This window comes from Halomonas sp. Cn5-12 (assembly GCF_021532545.1).
Lineage (GTDB): Bacteria > Pseudomonadota > Gammaproteobacteria > Pseudomonadales > Halomonadaceae > Vreelandella > Vreelandella aquamarina.
Genome location: NZ_JAKGAY010000011.1, coordinates 73,091 through 91,567, shown reverse-complemented (window position 1 = coordinate 91,567; position 18,477 = coordinate 73,091). Strand labels below are relative to the sequence as shown.

17 protein-coding genes are annotated in these 18,477 nt (G+C 58.8%); 5 read left to right on the top strand and 12 right to left on the bottom strand.

The window, feature by feature from the left end:
- Together L1249_RS08515 and L1249_RS08510 are read right to left on the bottom strand one after the other, a co-directional pair.
- On the bottom strand, positions 1-766 hold a 766-nt coding region (locus L1249_RS08515), incomplete at its 3' end, for an ISL3 family transposase (protein WP_235253509.1).
- A 12-nt stretch (positions 767-778) separates the two neighbouring features.
- Positions 779-1,813, bottom strand: coding sequence for a permease (locus L1249_RS08510; protein ID WP_159342928.1), 1,035 nt, complete (start codon positions 1,811-1,813; stop codon positions 779-781).
- 111 nt (positions 1,814-1,924) lie between these two features.
- Between L1249_RS08510 and L1249_RS08505 the strand changes: the two genes are divergently transcribed.
- Positions 1,925-2,239, top strand: coding sequence for an ArsR/SmtB family transcription factor (locus L1249_RS08505; protein ID WP_008294929.1), 315 nt, complete (start codon positions 1,925-1,927; stop codon positions 2,237-2,239).
- A gap of 328 nt (positions 2,240-2,567) precedes the next feature.
- On the opposite strand, the gene L1249_RS08500 is transcribed toward L1249_RS08505, so the two are convergent.
- The 5 genes from L1249_RS08500 to L1249_RS08480 all read right to left on the bottom strand — a co-directional run bounded on the left by L1249_RS08500 (position 2,568) and on the right by L1249_RS08480 (position 9,593).
- The gene (locus tag L1249_RS08500) at positions 2,568-2,981 is read right to left on the bottom strand and encodes a hypothetical protein (RefSeq protein WP_172416470.1); all 414 of its coding nucleotides are present in this window, start codon (positions 2,979-2,981) and stop codon (positions 2,568-2,570) included.
- 119 nt (positions 2,982-3,100) lie between these two features.
- A complete protein-coding gene (locus L1249_RS08495) occupies positions 3,101-3,847 on the bottom strand; it encodes a response regulator (RefSeq protein WP_228219842.1) in 747 nt (248 codons plus the stop codon).
- Positions 3,848-3,868: 21 nt separating this feature from the next.
- Entirely contained in the window at positions 3,869-5,293 is a 1,425-nt protein-coding gene (locus L1249_RS08490; RefSeq protein WP_172416469.1) for an ATP-binding protein, read from the bottom strand.
- Positions 5,293-8,391: an efflux RND transporter permease subunit gene (locus L1249_RS08485; protein WP_235253508.1), complete on the bottom strand. Its 3,099-nt coding sequence runs from the start codon at positions 8,389-8,391 to the stop codon at positions 5,293-5,295. Before L1249_RS08485 ends, L1249_RS08490 begins: the two co-directional genes overlap by 1 nt.
- Positions 8,388-9,593: an efflux RND transporter periplasmic adaptor subunit gene (locus L1249_RS08480; protein WP_235253507.1), complete on the bottom strand. Its 1,206-nt coding sequence runs from the start codon at positions 9,591-9,593 to the stop codon at positions 8,388-8,390. The genes L1249_RS08485 and L1249_RS08480 overlap by 4 nt, the downstream gene beginning before the upstream one ends.
- Positions 9,594-9,808: 215 nt before the next feature.
- Here L1249_RS08480 and L1249_RS08475 point away from each other — a divergent pair, with 215 nt between their 5' ends.
- A complete protein-coding gene (locus L1249_RS08475; protein WP_074211573.1) occupies positions 9,809-10,396 on the top strand; it encodes a TetR/AcrR family transcriptional regulator in 588 nt (195 codons plus the stop codon).
- An 11-nt stretch (positions 10,397-10,407) separates the two neighbouring features.
- Here L1249_RS08475 and L1249_RS08470 read toward each other — a convergent pair whose 3' ends face one another.
- Positions 10,408-10,728: a helix-turn-helix domain-containing protein gene (locus L1249_RS08470; protein ID WP_232059462.1), complete on the bottom strand. Its 321-nt coding sequence runs from the start codon at positions 10,726-10,728 to the stop codon at positions 10,408-10,410.
- A gap of 99 nt (positions 10,729-10,827) precedes the next feature.
- On the bottom strand, positions 10,828-11,838 hold the full coding sequence (locus tag L1249_RS08465; RefSeq protein WP_062374058.1) for a zinc-binding alcohol dehydrogenase family protein: 1,011 nt from the start codon (positions 11,836-11,838) through the stop codon (positions 10,828-10,830).
- Positions 11,839-11,957: 119 nt separating this feature from the next.
- Between L1249_RS08465 and L1249_RS08460 the strand changes: the two genes are divergently transcribed.
- The 3 genes from L1249_RS08460 (at position 11,958) to L1249_RS08450 (ending at position 15,370) form a co-directional block, all read left to right on the top strand.
- A complete protein-coding gene (locus L1249_RS08460) occupies positions 11,958-12,842 on the top strand; it encodes a LysR family transcriptional regulator (RefSeq protein WP_172416465.1) in 885 nt (294 codons plus the stop codon).
- Between the two features lie 30 nt (positions 12,843-12,872).
- A complete protein-coding gene (locus tag L1249_RS08455; protein WP_167348100.1) occupies positions 12,873-13,043 on the top strand; it encodes a hypothetical protein in 171 nt (56 codons plus the stop codon).
- Between the two features lie 143 nt (positions 13,044-13,186).
- Positions 13,187-15,370, top strand: a complete 2,184-nt coding sequence (locus tag L1249_RS08450; protein WP_172416464.1) for an OsmC domain/YcaO domain-containing protein — start codon at positions 13,187-13,189, stop codon at positions 15,368-15,370.
- Between the two features lie 167 nt (positions 15,371-15,537).
- Here L1249_RS08450 and L1249_RS08445 read toward each other — a convergent pair whose 3' ends face one another.
- The 3 genes from L1249_RS08445 to L1249_RS08435 form a co-directional block, all read right to left on the bottom strand.
- Positions 15,538-16,767, bottom strand: coding sequence for a nucleoside recognition domain-containing protein (locus L1249_RS08445; protein WP_172416463.1), 1,230 nt, complete (start codon positions 16,765-16,767; stop codon positions 15,538-15,540).
- 75 nt (positions 16,768-16,842) lie between these two features.
- Positions 16,843-17,775, bottom strand: coding sequence for a lysine exporter LysO family protein (locus L1249_RS08440; RefSeq protein ID WP_137094741.1), 933 nt, complete (start codon positions 17,773-17,775; stop codon positions 16,843-16,845).
- Entirely contained in the window at positions 17,776-18,420 is a 645-nt protein-coding gene (locus tag L1249_RS08435) for a hypothetical protein (RefSeq protein ID WP_089675805.1), read from the bottom strand.
- Positions 18,421-18,477 lie beyond the last annotated feature (57 nt).

The window sequence follows — 18,477 nt, the reverse complement described above, 5'->3', positions numbered from 1 at the left end:
CCTTGAGAGTCCGGCTCTGGGACGGTTTCAGCTCCTTTCTGAGGCCCTTGCGCACTCTCTCTAGGGCATCGTTGGCCATGCGCACCACATGGAACTTATCGACCACGATACGGGCCTGGGGCAGCACAGCCTTGACCGCTGCCCGGTAGGGGTTCCACATGTCCATGCTGACGATCTCGACCTTCTGCCGGTCTTTCAGCTTCATCAGGTAGTTGGTCACCACGTCCTGGCGGCGGGTGGCCAGCAGGTCGAGCAGGGTTCGCTCCTCAATGTTGGTCAGAATGCAGCGGTAGCGCTTGTTCAGGTATAGCTCGTCAATGCCCAGGATGCGGGGCGTCTCGAAGCGGTGCCAGCGCCCCAGGAACTCGGCGCGGGCGTTGAAGATGTCGCGCACCGTCTTCTCGTCCAGGCCGGTCTGTGCCGCCACAAAGGTGTAGGGGTGGTTGAAGGATTCCTTCTCCACGTACTCATGCAGCCGCAGTGTCATACGGAATCCGTCCACCATCTCCGGTAGCTGGGGCCTGAATGTTGTCTTGCAGGCCCGGCAGGTGTATCGGCGGCGGACCACCCAGAGAGTGACCCGCTTGCCGTGGATGGGCAGATCACGATAGGGAACGTCACGCTTGCCGAACCGCACGAACTCACCCTGCACGCCGCACCCCTCGCAGGCTACTGGTGTAGGTGCTTCAAGCCGAAAATGTATGTCTTCATTCTGCTCATCAGAATCCACCAACTGGTACCCAGGAAGGCTTAACGAATTAATCATCTCCCGCCTTGATCAGAAAAACAGGTAGGTGGCGTAACCGGCAATCATCGCCATAGCAAAAATGACTGCTAAAAACGCCGCTAAAAGCTTCAGCGTGAACAAAGAGCGCAACAGAATGAGCTCAGTCAGGCTGGCTCCGGCACTGCCGATGATCAACGCTAGCACCGTCCCGGCACCCACGCCGTTGGCCATCAGAGCCGCTGCCAGAGGTATGACGGCTTCAGCGCGAATATACAACGGCACGCCGATGACAGCGGCAACTGGAATGGCAAAGGGATTATCTGGGCCTGCATACTGCTCCAATAAGTCAGTGGGCATGAAACCATAGACCACGCTGCCAATCGCAATACCGATGAGCAGGTAAGGCAACACATCGATAAAGTCCGACCAAGCTTCCCGCCACACACCACTGTACTTCCCTTCTTTCTTAACCGTGACAGTGGGTTGACTGTCACAGCATTCGCTAGACGTAGAGACTGTTGTCTTCCTATCAGCCCCGCAAGAAGCCGTCTTCGGAGTGGTGTCGCAGCTGTTGGTGCCGCAACTCGATGCGGTCGATGTAGCACTGCACGGGCTTGCTGATGAACTACATCCACTGCTCTCTTGTGTCGCCGTCCGGCGCACATAACGCTCGAAGCCAAGCGTGTGAAGCAGCCATCCGGCACCTACCGCGACCACCAAAGCGGCGAGCACATAGATAGCAGTAAGTGTCCATCCAAACGTGGCAACCAGCAGGCCGACGACGATAGGATTCAGCAACGGAGATGAGAAAAGAAACACCATCATCGGCCCAAAACCGGCCCGTGCCCGAATCAACCCTTTCAACATGGGGATAGTCGAGCAACTACAGAAGGGCGTTATAGCTCCTAAACCAGCAGCAAGAAAATAGCCTCGCTTCCCACTGGAAGTCAGTAACGCTTCCACCTTGGATGGTGGGATGTGACGTTGAAGAACTCCGACCAGCAAGCTAATGCCAATGAATATAACCGATAGCTCGATAGCGAGAAAGGCGAACATGCCTAGAGCGTCTTGGAGTTGAGATGACATTCAACATTACTCCTATATTTCTAGTATTGTCGAAATGATGTACGCAGCCTACTTGCGTTTATCCGACCTGTCAACTATAATTCTAGAAACATCGAATTATTGGGGCGTGCTATGGATCACGAAAAGGTTGCAGCCAGCTTAGCTGAGCTAGGGAATAGTCACCGACTGTCCGTGTTCCGCTTTCTGGTCAAAGCTGGCCATGATGGGGCTTCGGTCGGAGATATCCAGAAGGGGCTGGGTATTCCTGCTTCGACGCTATCACATCACCTTGCGCGCATGGCCAAGGTAGGGCTGATCCGGCAGGAGAAACATAGCCGCACGATTGTCTGTATATCCGAGTATGGGCACCTAGAGAATTTGATCGGTTTCTTACAAGAGGAATGTTGTGCAGGTGTCCGGATTGCGCATGAACCAGAACCGCTTTGACGCTTGCCCAGCTCTCGCTGTCCTCCCTAGTCAGCATCGCTATGAAGACTCAGGCGAAGGTGGAAACAGAAAATTGGCAGTAGAGTAGGCTGAAGAGGATCAATCAGATAATCCGCTGAGAAAGATTTTCTTCTTTACATCTTTGGCATTTTATCAACCAGAAATTCCGGATACCCCAAATAAAATACGCGGTTTAGGCATTCACTTCAAGCCAATGGCTAACGCATCAGGGCGGTAAAAAAGATGCCAACAGGCGTAACAGGCGTATAGAAACAAACACGCCCAGCTAGGCTGGGCGTGTAGGGTGGGTTTGACGCTAAATAAACGCTTACTCGGTAGCCGTTTCCTCGGCATCCATTTCCTGGGCCGAGTCACCGTGATGGTCGCGCTTACCGTGTCCACGCTCGTGGCGGTGCTCAGCATGCATCTCGTGCATAGCGTCACGCAGTGCCTGCTGCTCTTCTTCCGATAAAATCTCAGCGACACGGGCTTGATGCTCTTCACGCAGGGCAAGCACGGCTTCGCGGTGCTCAGCGTGTGCTTCATTAAGCGCCGTTTGCTGCTCTTCGCTCAGTTCTGCGCGTTGATAAACTTCCTGGCGACGCTCTTCCATGCGCTCCATCATGGCTTCCCGGTCCATGCCACGGCCTTCATGGTTGTCTGCCTGGGCGGTAAAGGCCAGCGGTGTAAGGGCAACGGCGAGCAGGGCAGGAGCATATAGCTGACGTAGTGACATCTTCATGGCATACCTCGTTTCTAATGAATACATGGTAATTTGACGATGTCAGTATTAACGGGCTTGGTGTAAATCGTTTGCACAAAGTGTGCAACAACCGTGACCTTCTCAATAGCAGTAGTGGTTCATCCTTCCGGCTGATACTTATAGCCTACCCCGTAAACCGAGCGAATGATCTCTTGGTCGGGGAGGGCTTCGGTGATTTTTTTGCGCAGCTTCTTAATATGGCTATCCACCGTGCGCTCGGAAACGATGCGGTTATCGCGGTACATATGATCCATCAACTGCTCGCGGCTGAAGATGCGTCCTGGAGACTGCATCATCACGCGCAGCAACTGAAACTCGACCGCTGTTAAGCCTAAATCTTGGCCGTCGGCCAGTGCCTGCCAGCCCTCTTCATCTAGCGTGATGGGCGTTTTGGGGGCGGTGGTGGTGGGTGCTGTCTGTGCAGCGGCATGACTGCGGCGTAGCACGGCCTTAACACGTGCCACTACTTCTCGAGGGCTGAAAGGTTTGCAGATGTAATCATCTGCGCCTAACTCTAGCCCCAGCAGCCGGTCTACCTCTTCTACCTTGGCGGTGACCATGATAATGGGGAGCTTGGGCCACTGTTGACGGATTTCCCGGCACAGCGTCAGGCCATCTTTGCCCGGTAGCATAACATCCAGCAGCACCAGTTCAGGCGAATGCTTATTGAGCCAGGGGATCACCTCATTGCCGTGGCTGATAATGCTGGGCGCAAAATGATTGCTTTGTAAGTAATCGGCCATGAGGCGGGCGATTTTGGGCTCATCCTCAACGATCAGCAGGGAGGCGTCTTCGGGTAAACCATCTTGAGGTAATGCGTCGGGATGTGAATCACTCTGAGACATAGTTAGCTCGCTTATGGTCGTTTAAGAGGCGGTTAACAGTGGCAACCGTAGGGTCCAAGTTAAGCCACCCAGCGCCGAGGCGCTGGGTGTGAGCGTGCCGCCATGAGCCGTTACCAGCGCGCTGGCAATAGAAAGCCCCAGGCCGCTGCCACCGCTGGCGCGGTTGCGCGAACCCTCCACCCGGTAGAGCCGCTCGGTTAAACGTGACAGCTCCTCTTCAGGAACTCCGGGGGCACTATCTTGCCAGGTAATCACCGCGTCGCCCCGTTCGCAGATAAGGGAAACACTTAGCTTTCCAGGCGGCTGGGTGTAGGCACAGCTATTATCCAGCAGGTTGCTCCACAGCTGGCGTAGTCGTTGGGCATCGCCACGAATCATCACATCATCGGCCAGGGCCGTGGTGAGGGTCAGGCCGCTCTCTTCCAGCCAGCGGTCGGCGTCGTTCAGGCGGCTTTCCAGGCTTTCGCTGAGATTCATGGGGGCAAGCTGGATATCCAGCGCGCCCGCATCGCTTTGGGAGAGCAGGCGTAAATCGGCTACTAAGCGCTCTAGCTGAGCCACTTCCTGAGCCAGCGAACTTAAGTTTTCCTGGTTCAGCGGGCGGATGCCGTCCTGCATGGCTTCAATTTCACCCCGCAGCACGGCCAGTGGGGTGCGCAGCTCATGGGCGGTGTCCGAGACCCAGCGGGCGCGGGCTTCACGGCTGGCTTCAAGCGTGGCGGCCAGCACGTTGAAATCTCGGGCAAGGCGGGAAAGCTCGTCTTTACCACGCTCTGGCAGGCGGGTGTGGTAGTCGCCTTCGGTTAAGCGCAGCGTAGCCCCGGCCAGGGCGCGGGTGCGCCGACCCAGCCACCAGGAGAGCCCGCCTGCCAGCAGCAGCGAGGCCAGCCCTAGCGAGATCACGATTAGCACTAGGTTACGCTGCTGGCGCTCCAGAAAGCGGCTCTCCATGCGCTCCATCATCTCCTGCGGCGGGCGAAAACCCAGCGCGCCAATCGCTTCTCGCTGGCCGCTTGGGGTCATATCGCTATACAGCGTTAGCCAGCGCCAGCCCATTGAGCCACGCGGTGTATCCGCAGGTGGTACAACATAATCCCCTTTGCTATCGCGCAGAGCAAAATCCTCAGCTTCGCCGAGAGGCGATGGACGGTCACGATGCTCCTGACCGAGTTCAAAGCGCACAATATAGGGCCAGCGATCAGGCGACGCTTCTAACCAAGCCCAGTCGCCCTGGGTTTCCCAGCGGGTAATCAGCCCATCGGCAAGCAGCGTGGCCCGCCGCTCCTGGGCTTGATTGAGATACTCAAGAAAGCCGCGGTCGATGCTGTAAGAGACCGCCAGAAACACGCTCGCCGCGATGGCCACGTTAACGCTTAAAATTGCCACAAACAGCTTTAGCCCCAGCCGTGAGGGCCGCCACTGACGCAGTCGGGTCCATCTACTCATTAGTTTATGCCCTGCTGGCTAGGCTGGCGCGGGGCGCTTAACCGTTCACGTAGGTTTTCCAGCCCTAAATAGAGGCAGGGCACTACCAGCAGCAGAATCAGGGTGGCGAAGAGCATGCCAAAGCCTAGCGAAATCGCCATGGGGATCATAAAGCGTGCCTGGCGTGAGGTTTCCAGAATCATCGGCGCAAGCCCCAGGAATGTGGTCAGCGTGGTCATCATAATCGGCCGCAAGCGTCGGGTGGCGGCGGCCACAATCGCTTCGCGAGGCGCCATGCCTTCCCGTCGCTTACGGTTAGCGTAGTCGATCAACACCAACGCATCGTTAATCACCACGCCGGAGAGCGCTAGCATACCTAATAGGCTGATGATCGACAGCCCAAAGCCCATCAGCATATGACCGCCCACGGCACCGACGATACCAAACGGAATTGCGGCCATCACCAACAGCGGCTGTAGGTAGCTTCTGAACGGAATAGCGAGCAGCGCATAGAGGGCGGCTAACATCAGCCACATGGCGTTACGCAGGGTGGCGAGGTTGTCGGCGGTGTCCTGTTGACGGCCGCCCATGCTCACTTCAAGCCCTGGCCAGGTGTTGCTGAGCGTGGGGAAGACCTCTTCTTGCAGGGTGGCGAGCACTTGGTTAATCGCTTGGTCGCTCTCTGAATCGGCGGTGACGGTGATAATCCGCCGCCCATCAATACGCTGCAGGCTGCTGGAGGCTTGGCTCAGAGTGATATCCGCGACTCTAGAGAGCGGCACGCTCATCCCGTCGGGGGTTCTGACCGGCAGGCGGTATAGCTCGCTAAGGCTGTTGCGCGACTGCTCCGGCAGGCGCACTTCCACGCTCACCTCCTGGCGGCCGATAAACTGCTCCACCGCCGTGGCTCCTTGCAGCGGGCCGCGCAGCGCCTGGGCGAGGTCGCTGCCGGTCAGCCCGAGTGAACGACCTTCGGCGGAGAGGCGCATCTCTAGCTGTGGCTTGCCATCGCCCAGGCCGCTGTCGATATCGGTCAAGCCATATTCGGCTAGCCGTTCGGCCAAATCTGCGGCGGCGGCCTCCAGCACTTGGGTATTGGGGTGAGAGAGGCGCAGGCTCAACGCCGCCCCGCTACCGGGGCCGCCAAAGTCAGACTCGAAGCGTACCGACTGCGCGCCTAACAGATCCCCGGTGAGGTCCCGCCACTCCCGAGCGATGCGAGAAGGAGGCCAGGCATCCAGGCTTTCCGGCGCGATATCCAAACGCACTTCCAGGCTTTCGCCATCTAGGCTACTGCGGGTGCTGCTGAAGGTGAGGGTCTCTTCCTGCTCGCTGAGCTGTGCGGCGGCATCGAGGAGCTGTTGGCTTAGCTCGCGGCTTACGCTGATATGGCTGCCAATCGGCAGGGTGACGGTGGCTTGCACCTGATCAGACTCGACCCGAGGCATCAGCGAAAAACCTAACCGCCCGCTCATCGCCCAGGCCATGGTCACACAGAGAATGGCGACCCCCATAGCGACGGTGAGCAGGCGCTGATTGAGTGCGCGCTGTAACAGAGGCTCAAACTGTTGATAGGTGAAGTGATGCAGGCCGCGCTGCATACTGAGTCGCACCGCTTCGATAGGCCGCTGCCACGCGGGCGTTTGGCGGGGCTTGCTGGCGTGAGCCAAGTGGGCGGGCAGAATAAACAGCGCTTCCACTAGCGAGATAATAAACACGGTAATCACCACCACCGGCACGGTGGCAAAAATCAGCCCCAGAAATCCCGGCAGGAACAAGAGCGGTAGAAACGCGACGATATTGGAGAGGATGGCAAAGGTCAGCGGAGTGGCAATTTCTTGAGCGCCTTTAACCGCCGCATCTCGCAGCGAGTAGCCTTGCTCTCGGTAACTGTAGATGTTTTCGCCTACCATAATGGCGTCATCCACCACGATGCCTAGGGCGATGATAAAGGCGAACATCGACATCATATTGAGCGATACGCCGACCCAGGGTAGAAACAGCATGGCCCCTAAAAACGCCGTGGGAATGCCTAGCGTGACCCAAAAGGCCAGCCGCGCTTCTAAAAACAGCGCCATCAAAATCAGTACCAGCGCCAAGCCCATCCAGGCGTTTTTCAGCAGTAGGCTGAGGCGGTCTTCGTAAACTTTCGAGCTATCCCGTGAAACGTCCAGGCTGACGCCATCGGGCAGGTTGGCTTGCAGCCGCGCTAACTCACCGTAAACCGCATTAGAAATACTCGTGGGCGTTTGGTCGCCGATTTGATACACATCCACCGATAGCCCTGGCTGGCCGTTGTAAAACTCCTCCCGGTCGGTTTCGGCAAAGCCTTCGCTCACTCTGGCGATATCGCCGAGCATAACGGGCGCACCCTGGGCGGTGGTTAAGATGGGCAGTTCGGCAAACTCCTCGGCGCTGTTGCGCCGCCCCTGGTAGCGAATCAGCCACTCGCCTTCAGCGGTCGTGAGCTGGCCGCTGGCAAGGTCCAGCGCTTCCTCGGCAATGCGGCTGGCTAGCTGTTGATGATCCAACCCGTAGCGCTCGATGGCCTCGTCATCCAAATGAACCTGGATTTCCCGTTCGCGGTTGCCGGAAAGCTCGGCGCGGGAAATACCGCTGGTGGCCTGCAGCTCGGCGCGTACGTTTTCGGCGGCGTCGTGGAGCGCGGCCAAGCCCACGTTGCCATATACCTGAAGGCTGACCACGCTGCGCGAGCGGCCTGCCAGGGTGAAGCGGGGCGGGTCGGCGGCGGCGGGCAGGGTGGTGATGGCGTTCACGGATTGCTGAATATCCTGATACGCCCGCATCACGTCCACGCCATCAATTAGCGTGGCGCTGACCACCCCGCTGCCTTCGCTGGCGCTGGCGGTCAGTTCATCGATGCCTTCCACATCGGCAATCGCGGCCTCGACCGGCAGCAGCAAACTCTGCTCGACGTCCTCTGGCGTAGCGCCCGGATAGCTGATGGTGACCTGGACGATTTCCGTCTCGAATTCGGGAAACACCTCTTTTTTGATCGCCAGTGAGGCCATTAACCCGCCGACGATAAACAGTACCATCATCAGGTTGGGGACGACGCCGTGATCGACCATCCACGCCAGCGGGCCTTTACGCATCATTGAGCCGCTCCCTCATCCTGAGCGGGGGTATCGCCACGCTGGCGAATCCGCACTTCCTGGCCCTCTCGGGGTTGGGCCAGCCCGGCTGTCACTACCCGCTGACCGGGCTCCAGGCCGCTGCGTATCAGCACTTCTTCCTGGCCGCGATAGGCGAGTGTGACCTGGGTACTCTGCAGGCGATTCTCGTCATCCACCCACCACACCTGCTCGCCGGGGCGTAGTGCGGCTGAGGGCAGCGCAATCAAGGGCTCTTCGGCGGTGGTATGAAACGCCACGCGCAGCACATCGCCCAAGCGCAGGGCGGGGCCGTCCTGGTTGAGCGCCAGCGGATCATCCACGGCAATCAACAGCTGGGCCTGCAGGCCATTCTCTTCGAGGTTGGGCAGAATAGAGAGCAAGGTGCCTTCCCGAGAGGCGCCTTCTGGCCAGCCTTGGCTGGTCAGCGTGACGCTCCCCCCCGGCGAGAGCCAATCCAGCGTTTCGCCCGGCAGCGAGGCGCGCACCCAGAACTGCTCGACGCCGACCAAACTCACCACGGCGGTGCCTTGGCTCAGCAGGCTGCCAGCGCCCACCAAACGCTCTTGCACCATGGCGCGCCACGGGGCGGTTAAGGTCGCACGCTCTAGGTTGAGCGCCGCTTGGTCACGCACCACGCGGGCTTGGGTCAGTTGAGCCTGGGCCTGACGGAGCTGCGGTTCACGCAGCACCAGCGCGCGGCGTTCGGCGCTGAGTTGACGGCCAAAGGATTCGTACTCGCTGCGCGCGCGCTGCTGCTCGGCCTGCTCTAAGGCGAGCTGCGCCTGGGCATTCGCCAGTTGAGCTTCGGCGTCTTCGAGAGCCAAACGCAGGTCAGCTTGATCGATATAGGCTACCGGTACGCCTTGTTCGACCACTCGGCCGGGCAGCACGCCATCGCCAAAGCGCTCTAGCTGGCCCGCTACGCGGCTGGCAAGCTCGGTGGATTTTTCTGCCTCAACGCGGCCAAAGCCGTTCAGCGTGGGTGACTGCACCTGCTGTTCCGTGGTGATGACATCGACCACGGGCGGCGTTGGCGGAGGCGGCGGGCGGCGCTCGACCCGTGGCGGCTGGCTAACGATCCACCAAGCGAGGGCTAAACCACCGGCAAATACCAATAGCGCTGCCAGCGCACCGAAGCCGATGCGACCTTGCTGAGAAAAAGCGTAAGAGCGAGAGGGGGTCATGGACGGGTGTTATCCGTTGGCTGAGAGCAAAAATTCCAGAAAAGAGCGCGTATCATGCTAGCATCACCGATTGCCACGCAGCGATTAGGTAAGCTTTGTGCAAAAAGTGTGCAACCCGATGTGACGGGGCTTTTTTGCACCAAACGCTGACGCAGCAAGCAATAGCTGCCATCATTCATGTGAAAAGCCATAGATTCTCTGGTCTGTACGACGTTATGAAAAACACCGCCACCCGCGACAAACTCATTGATTCTGGTGCCGAGCTGATTGCCCAGCAGGGCTATAATGCGACGGGTATCAATGCTGTATTAAAAACCTGCGGTGTCCCCAAAGGCTCGTTCTACCACTACTTTTCCAGCAAAGAAGACTTCGGTTTGGCGGTCATCGAGCGCTTTGCCGACGATTACGATGCGTCGTTAGCGGCGCTGCTGGAAGACCCCGCCCTGCCGCCCCTGGAGCGTTTGCGCCGCTACTTTGCCACCGGGCGCGCCCATATGCTCGACTGCGATCACATCACCGGCTGCTTGATCGGTAATCTCGGTCAGGAGCTTTCCGGCCAGAGTGATACCTTCCGTGATGCCCTGAATTTGGTGTTTCAGCGTTGGGAAAAACGCTTTGTGGCCTGCTTGAGCCAAGCCCAAGCCGACGGCACGATCAATGCCGCCATCCCGCCTGAGGCGCTGGCCAGCTTTATTCTCTCCGGATGGGAAGGGGCGATTCTGCGGGCCAAAACACTCAAATCTCTGGCCCCTATGGAACACTTCGAGGCCATTTTGTTCGATCAAGTGCTGGTGCCACGCTAGCAGGCGATACATCAATGGCGAGCGCGGAAGTGGTAATCACCGCTAGACACGTCGTTGTTCACGGCGGCGAGCAGAGAGGTGCTCGCGGTGTCGGCATTGAGCTGGCCGGTTTGTACCAGCGCCCGAAAATCGTGGTGGGGCAGGGCAATGTCGTCCGGCGTGACGCCAAAAAAGTGGCAAATACGCTGGAGCGCGGCATGGCTGGGGTAGTAGCGTCCGCTGAGGTGGCGGTTGAACTGCGCCCGGTTGATGGGCAGGCGACGGCACACGTCGGCAATAGAGGGGTAGTAGCTGCACAGCAGGCGCAAATTGGCCACAAATTCATCGTGCATAGGCGTGACTCTTGGGCGGTGGCGGCTAATGTGCCGCCTTGCGCCCAAGAGTGCAACGGCTCGCTCTTTACGTCCGCTTAAAATAAGCCGTGCGCGTGGTTAGAAGCCCTCTAACACTAGCTTACCCACGGTGCGGTTGCTCTCAATCAGCGCGTGGGCACGCGTTAGGTTATCGGCAGTGATGGGGCCAAGCACCTCGCCCAGCGTCGTGGTTAAACGGCCGCTATCCACCATGGCGGCGACTTCGCTCAATAGGTCGTGCTGCTTGGCAATGTCCTCGGTGGTAAACAGCGGCCGCGTGAACATCAGCTCCCAGTGCAGTGACAGGCTTTTGAGCTTGAGTTTGCGCACATCGATCAGTTCCGGGTCATCGATCAGCGCCAGCTTGCCCTGGGGTTTTAGAGCATTGATGATCGCCTCGAAGTGGTGATCGGTTTGATTGAGGCTGACCACCATATCCACCTGCTCATAGCCTGCGGCTTTGAGCGCTTCATCCAGCGGTTGGCGGTGGTCGATCACCGCATCGGCGCCGAGCGACGTGACCCAGGCTTGGCTTTCCGGGCGTGAGGCTGTCCCAATCACGGTGATATCGGTGAGCTGCTTGGCGAGCTGAATCAGAATCGAGCCAACACCCCCCGCAGCGCCTACCACTAATAGGGTTTTGCCTTGGGTGTCGCGCATGCCCAGCTCTAGGCGGTCGAACAGCAGTTCCCAGGCAGTAATGGCGGTTAACGGCAGGGCGGCGGCCTGGGCGTCGGAGAGGCTCTTCGGCGCTAGGCTGGCGATGCGCTCATCGACCAGCTGGTACTCAGCGTTGGAGCCTTGGCGTGCGATGCTGCCCGCGTACCACACCCGGTCACCCGGCTGAAAGCGAGTGACTGCACTGCCCACGGCATCGACCACGCCTACCGCGTCGTAACCCAGTACCCGCGGCTCGCCGCCTTCAGGTAGCGCGCTTTTGCGCACCTTGGCATCTACCGGATTGACGGAAACTGCGCTGACCGCAACGCGGATATCGTGGGGTTCGGGTGTAGGGAGCGGCAGCTCGACGGCGTGCAGGGCGTCTGGGTGGTCGATTGGCAGGCTTTTGGTAAACGCGAATGCTTTCATGGTCGTTCTCCAAGCGATGATGAATGGCGACATCATGCCTGGGTGTTGTTTTATGAAAAAGAGGGCTAATGTAGCTAACAGTTTCCAATTTTTTTTGAAAATAAGGGCGCCATCGACCCATGCGTACCGGTGACCTAAACGTGTTTGTCTATGCTGCCGAGCACGGCAGCCTTTCCGCCGCCGCGCGGGAGCTGGCGATTACCCCTGCAGTGGCTAGCGTGGCGATCAAACGGCTTGAAGACGCGTTGGGCACGCGGCTACTGGTACGTTCTACCCGCAGTTTGCGGCTAACACCCGCCGGGGCGCACTATTTAGTGCATGCGAAAACGGCATTGAGGGCCCTTGCCGAAGGGGAAAAAGAGCTGCACCGCGAGCGCCAGGAGATAGCGGGAGAACTCAGCCTCTCCATGCCGTCTGATCTAGGCCGCAACGTGCTGCTGGGCTGGCTGGACCATTTTATGGCACGGCATCCGCAGCTGCGCCTGCGGCTTCGGGTGAGTGACCGGGTGAGCGACCTGTTTCGCCAGCCGGTGGAGATTGCCCTGCGCTACGGCGTGCCGGAGGATTCCAGCCTGGTAGCCCTGCCGCTAAAAAGCGATAACCACCGGGCGGTGTGCGCAGCACCAAGCTATATCGCGCGCCACGGCGAGCCTGCCACTCCAGATGAATTACGCCAGCACAACTGCCTCTGCTTCAACCTGGGTGAGCGGGTGCACAACCAGTGGCAGTTCGGCAGTGAGCGTATCAGCGTGCAGGGCAATCGAGTGAGCGACGATGCCGAGTGCGTGCGCCGCTGGGCGCTGGCGGGAGAGGGCATTGCCTATAAATCTCGCCTCGATGTTCAGGCAGACCTCGATGCAGGCCGCTTGGTGGCGCTGTTGGCCTCGTTTTCTACCGAGCCCGCGCCGCTGTATCTCGTCTGCCCGCATCGGCTGTCGCTCACTCCCGCGGTGGTCGCGCTGAAAGACTTTCTGATCGAACGGTTACAAGAAGTCGTCGAATGAAGAGCATCATCTATCCGCGAGGAGCTAGCCATGTTTGAAGGGCTTGAAAAACAGACACGCCGCGTTAACGGCGTCGATATTGCCTATCGGATGGGCGCCCGCAGCGCGGGCATGGCACCGTTCGCTCCAGAAGCGCTGGCGGAGTACGAGCGCTGCCTTGCGGGCACTATATCGCCGAAGAGATTCCTGACCTGCTGCTAGAGGAGTCGCTGCCGTTCTTGCTGGAGCCGCAATAAGCGATTCACGCGACTGCCCAAGACGAAGCGGGCAAAAAACTGGATAATGGCCGCCATTCGCCTGATGCGTTGGCGCTCAGGCACACTCATTACTCCGGACGCCCGCTTATGGAAATCAAAGTTAACTATCTCGACAACCTCCGCCTGGAGTCCAAGTTCGACGATTTTACGGTCATCTCCGACCAGCCGATTCGCTACAAGGGCGACGGCTCGGCCCCCGGCCCGTTCGACTACTTCCTGGCGTCGTCGGCCATGTGTGCCGCCTACTTCGTCAAGGTGTACTGCAACGCGCGCAATATTCCCACCGAGAACATTCGCCTGTCGCAAAACAACATCGTCGACCCGGAAAACCGCTACAAGCAGATCTTCAAGATTCAGGTCGAGCTGCCGGAAGATATCTCGGAAAAGGATCGCGAAGGCATTCTGCGCTCCATCGACCGCTGCACGGTGAAGAAGGTTGTTCAGACCGGCCCCGAGTTCCAGATTGAAGTGGTCGAGAACATCGACGAGGACGCCCAAGCGCTGCTGATGGGCGCGCCGGAGGGGAGTAGCACCTACATCGAAGGCAAAGATCTGCCGCTGGAGCAGACCATTGCCAACATGAGCGGTATTTTGGCCGACCTTGGCATGAAGATCGAGATTGCCTCCTGGCGCAATATCGTGCCCCACGTGTGGTCGCTGCATATCCGCGATGCGGCCTCGCCCATGTGCTTTACCAACGGCAAAGGCGCGACCAAAGAGAGCGCGCTGTGTTCGGCGCTGGGCGAGTTCATCGAGCGTTTGAGCTGCAACTTCTTCTACAACGATCAATTCTTGGGTGAAGAGATCGCGAACAGCGAATTCGTGCACTACCCCAATGAGAAGTGGTTCAAGCCGGGGCCGAATGACGAGCTGCCCGCCGAAATTCTCGACGAGCACTGCCTGGCGATTTACAACCCGGAAGGCGAGCTGGGTGGCTCGAACCTGATTGATACCAACTCGGGCCGTGAAGACCGGGGCATCGTTTCGCTTCCCTTTGTGCGCCAAAGCGACGGCGAAACGGTCTACTTCCCCTCCAATCTGATCGAAAACCTGTTCCTCAGCAACGGCATGAGCGCGGGCAATACGCTGGTGGAGGCTCAGGTACAGTGCCTTTCAGAGATTTTCGAGCGGGCGGTGAAGCGGGAGATCCTCGAACAGGAATTGACCCTGCCCGACGTACCGCAAGAAGTGCTGGCCAAGTACCCCAGCATTGTCGAGGGCATCAATGCCCTGGAAGCCCAGGGCTTCCCGGTGCTGGTGAAGGATGCCTCCATGGGCGGGCAGTTCCCGGTAATGTGCGTGACGCTGATGAACCCGCGTACCGGCGGGGTATTCGCTTCCTTTGGTGCCCACCCAAGTTTTGAAGTAGCGCTGGAGCGCAGCCTGACCGAACTGCTTCAAGGGCGCAGCTTTGAAGGCTTTAACGACCTGCCGCTGCCGACATTTAACTCGCAAACCGTCTCCGAGCCGAACAACTTCGTAGAACACTTTATCGACTCTTTCGGCGTGGTGTCGTGGCGTTTCTTTAGTGCCAAGCCTGATTTTGAATTCAGTGAATGGGACTTCTCCGGCAGCAACGAAGAAGAGGCCAATACGCTGTTTGGCATTTTTGAACAGCTGGGCGCGGAAGTGTACATGGCGGTCCACGAAGACCTCGGCGCGCCGGTGTGCCGGATTCTGGTGCCAGGCTACTCCGAGGTGTACCCCATCGAAGACCTGGTTTGGGACAACACCAACAAGGCGCTGGACTACCGCGAAGATATTCTCAATCTGCACCGCCTGGATAACGAGCAGCTCACCGATCTCGTCGAGCGCTTGGAAGAGAGCCAGATGGACGACCACGCCGATATCATCACGCTAATTGGTATCGAGTTCGACGAGAACACCGTGTGGGGCCAGCTAACCATTCTGGAGCTGAAACTGCTGGTTTACCTGGCACTTGGCCGCCATGAAGAGGCGCTGGACTGCGTGCAGATGTTCCTCCAGTACAACGACAACACCGTTGAGCGCGGCCTGTTCTACCAGGCGGTCAACGCGGTGCTGGAGATTGAGCTGGACGACGAATTGGAGCTGGACGACTACCTGCCCAACTTCAAGCGCATGTTTGGCGAAGCGACTATGGAGGCGGTCGTGGGTTCAGTAGACGGCAGCGTGCGCTTCCACGGCCTCACGCCCACCAATATGCAGTTAGAGGGCTTGGATCGCCACCAGCGCCTGATCGAAAGCTACAAGAAGCTTCACGCAGCGCGAGCGGCTAAAGCGGGTCTCTAACGGCGTTTATCAGTGAGTAACGACAGCGGTGCGCGGCCCCTTGGCCCGCACCGTTTTTTTTATGTGATGCACTCTGGTGCAGCAATTGGCGCAGTGAGTGCAACCAACTGCACCGCTGCGCCAAATTTCATGGCAGGCCTGGCTTGGTACAACACTCTTCGCGCAATTCAGCCAAAGAACCAGTAACACACCAGAATGGCGGTGGTGATGCCTGCCACATCGGCGACCAGGGCGCATCCCAGTCCATGGCGAATGCGGGTGATGCCTACGGCACCGAAGTAAACCGCCAGCACGTAAAACGTGGTTTCGGTGCTGCCTTGGAAGGTGGCCGCCAGTAGCCCAGGGAAGCTATCGACACCAAAGGTGTTCATGGTTTCGATCATCATGGCGCGGGAGCCGCTGCCGGAGAGCGGTTTCACAAAGGCGGTGGGTAGCGCATCCACAAAGCGGGTGTCCCAGCCGATGCCCTCAACCAGCCAGCGGATACCGCCAAGCCCGGCATCCAGCACGCCGCTGGCGCGCAGCACACCCACCGCGACCAGCATGGCAATCAGGTAGGGCAGCAGGGTGATGGTAAAGCTCAGGCCCTCTTTAGCCCCTTCGATAAAGGCGTCGTACACCTTCACTCCGCGAAGCGCGCCAACCACTAGAAACATCATCACAATGCTAAACAGGGTCAGATTGCCCACCAGCGTTGAGGCCGCCGCCAGCGCCTGAGCGGACATCCCCGCTAAAGTGGTGATCAATAGCCCTAACGCTAACGCAGCCGCCACTAAATAGGCCAACACGACCGGGTGCCAGAGCTTTAAACGCTGCATCACCGCTACTGCCAAAAGCCCAGCCAGGCTAGAGGCGCTTGTCGCTAACAAGATCGGTAAAAAGACCAGCGTCGGGTCGGTGGCTCCCTGCTGGGCGCGGTACATAAAAATAGTGACGGGCAGCAGGGTGAGCGACGAGGTATTAAGCACTAAAAACAGGATTTGAGCGTTGCTGGCAGTCTCACTGCTGGGATTAAGGCTTTGCAGCGAATGCATCGCTTTGATACCGAGCGGCGTGGCGGCGTTATCCAGGCCGAGAATGTTCGCCGCGAAGTTCATGCTAATCAGCCCCATGGCCGGGTGGCCACGGGGCACTTCGGGCATCAGGCGGCTAAAAAGCGGGTCGAGTACCCGCCCCAGTAGTCGTATCAACCCTGCCTTTTCGGCAATGGAAAGAAACCCCAGCCACAGCGTCATGGTGCCCAGCAGCACCAAGATAATATCGACGCTCACCTTCGCCATATCGAACAGCGACTGCACCAAGCGGGCAAACACTTCGCTATCGCCACCCACCAGCCACTGCCAGAGCGATGCCGCAAAGGCGGCAATAAAGAAGCTTAACCAGATTCCGTTGAGCATGGCGGGTGGGCGTCCTTGGTCATAAAAGAGGGTGTGCGTTTGCTGCGTATCCTAACCAAGGAGCGCCCGTGCGTGCTAACCCGAAAGCGAAAGAAAGAACAGAATCAGCGGAGGCGACAGCAGCGAGAGGATAAAGCCGCTAACCACGGCAATGGGCACACAGGCCACGCCGCCGTGCTGCTGGATAACAGGAAGAGTGAAATCCATGGACGTCGCCCCGCCGTAGCCAATCGCCAGCGCGGTATGGCGATGAATGACCAGTGGGATCAGGATGAACGCCAGCAGCTCGCGGGTGAGGTCGTTGAAGAACGCCACACCACCCATCAGCGGGCCAAGTTGGTCGCCAATCAAAATGGCGGAAAGCGAGTACCAGCCGAAGCCTGAGGCCATCGCGAGGCCTTCGTTCCAGCTCAGCGAAAGCAGCGGGGCGGCTACCAAGCCCGCTAGCAGAGAGCTAACGGCCAGCGTGACTGCAATGGCGAGCCCCAAGCGATTGAGCAAAATCTGCTTCAGCGGCATACCGGAGTTGCGTAGCTGGCAGCCAATCAACACCAGCAGTAAATACAGCACCCACTCGGCTAGCCAGTCGGCGGTGGTGAACAGCGCCTCGCCAACCATAGGCCCAAGCAGCAGCCCCGCAGTGACACCCGCTGCGACCACGCCCACCAGCATTAACGAGCCCTGCATGGCGGCGAGCTTGCTGGTGGGGGCATCTTTCACTACCGGAGAGCCGCCCGCGCTGAGCCGCACTCGCCGAGAAAGCCACCACAGTGCGGCTAAGTTAAACAGCGTGGTGATGGTAAACAGCAGTAGGGCATTGCCACCCAGACGAGAGAGCTGGCTGCCTAAATTCTCAAGCCCGGCGAGGCTCACGCCCATAAACAGCAGAATCAGGTACACCGAGCCGCTGACGGCTCGGTTAATCAGATTCAGCAAGCGGGTCGAACGGACACGTACCAAGTAGCCCAAAAACAGCGGCAGTAAAACGATCAATAGGCCAGAGAGCATTTAGGGCGCGTTACCCCCGGCGGGGTTGAAGTGGGTCATGGTGAGTGTCGTTTGTCGGCGCCCCTCTTTTTCATAGGTGGCTGAGAGGATGAGCCCCGGCCAGTCAGGATGGAAGTTGATCAGCAAATGCCGGTCAGGCTTTTCGGCATCAATCAGCGTGACCTGCTTAGCGTCGAACTCACCGGCAGGCACACGGGCTGTAGTGGGCTCGTTCACGAAGTACTGGAAATGTTCGTCGCGCCCACGGTGATCCACGAAGTCGATATCGCAGGGGTTGCTCTCGGTGCAGCCTTCGGTGCCAGCCCGGCGGGAGAGGTCGAACAGGGCGGCTTGACGATCGATGGAGGGAATGTCGTCTTGGTTGAGCTGATAGCTGTCGCCGACGCCGAAGAGAGAGTAGCTGCTGTTATAAAGCAAAGAGTGTGTGTCGCCATCATCGATGTAGAAACGACTGCGCTCGTTACCTCGGGCGACGGCAATGGAGAAACTCATGTCGCTCAGCCAATGCGAGCCTTCATGCGTGAGCGTATGGGTAATGTTGGCGCTCGGCCAGCCGCGAATTTCAAGCCGGTACTGCGCCTCGAATGGCTGAGGAGAGGCCAAGGAAGCGCTGTCATCGGCAAGCGCGACGGCGCTGTTCGTCATCAGCGCGGCAGTCAATGTAGCGCCCAATAGGCCGTTCCGTGTGTTACGAGCGAATGT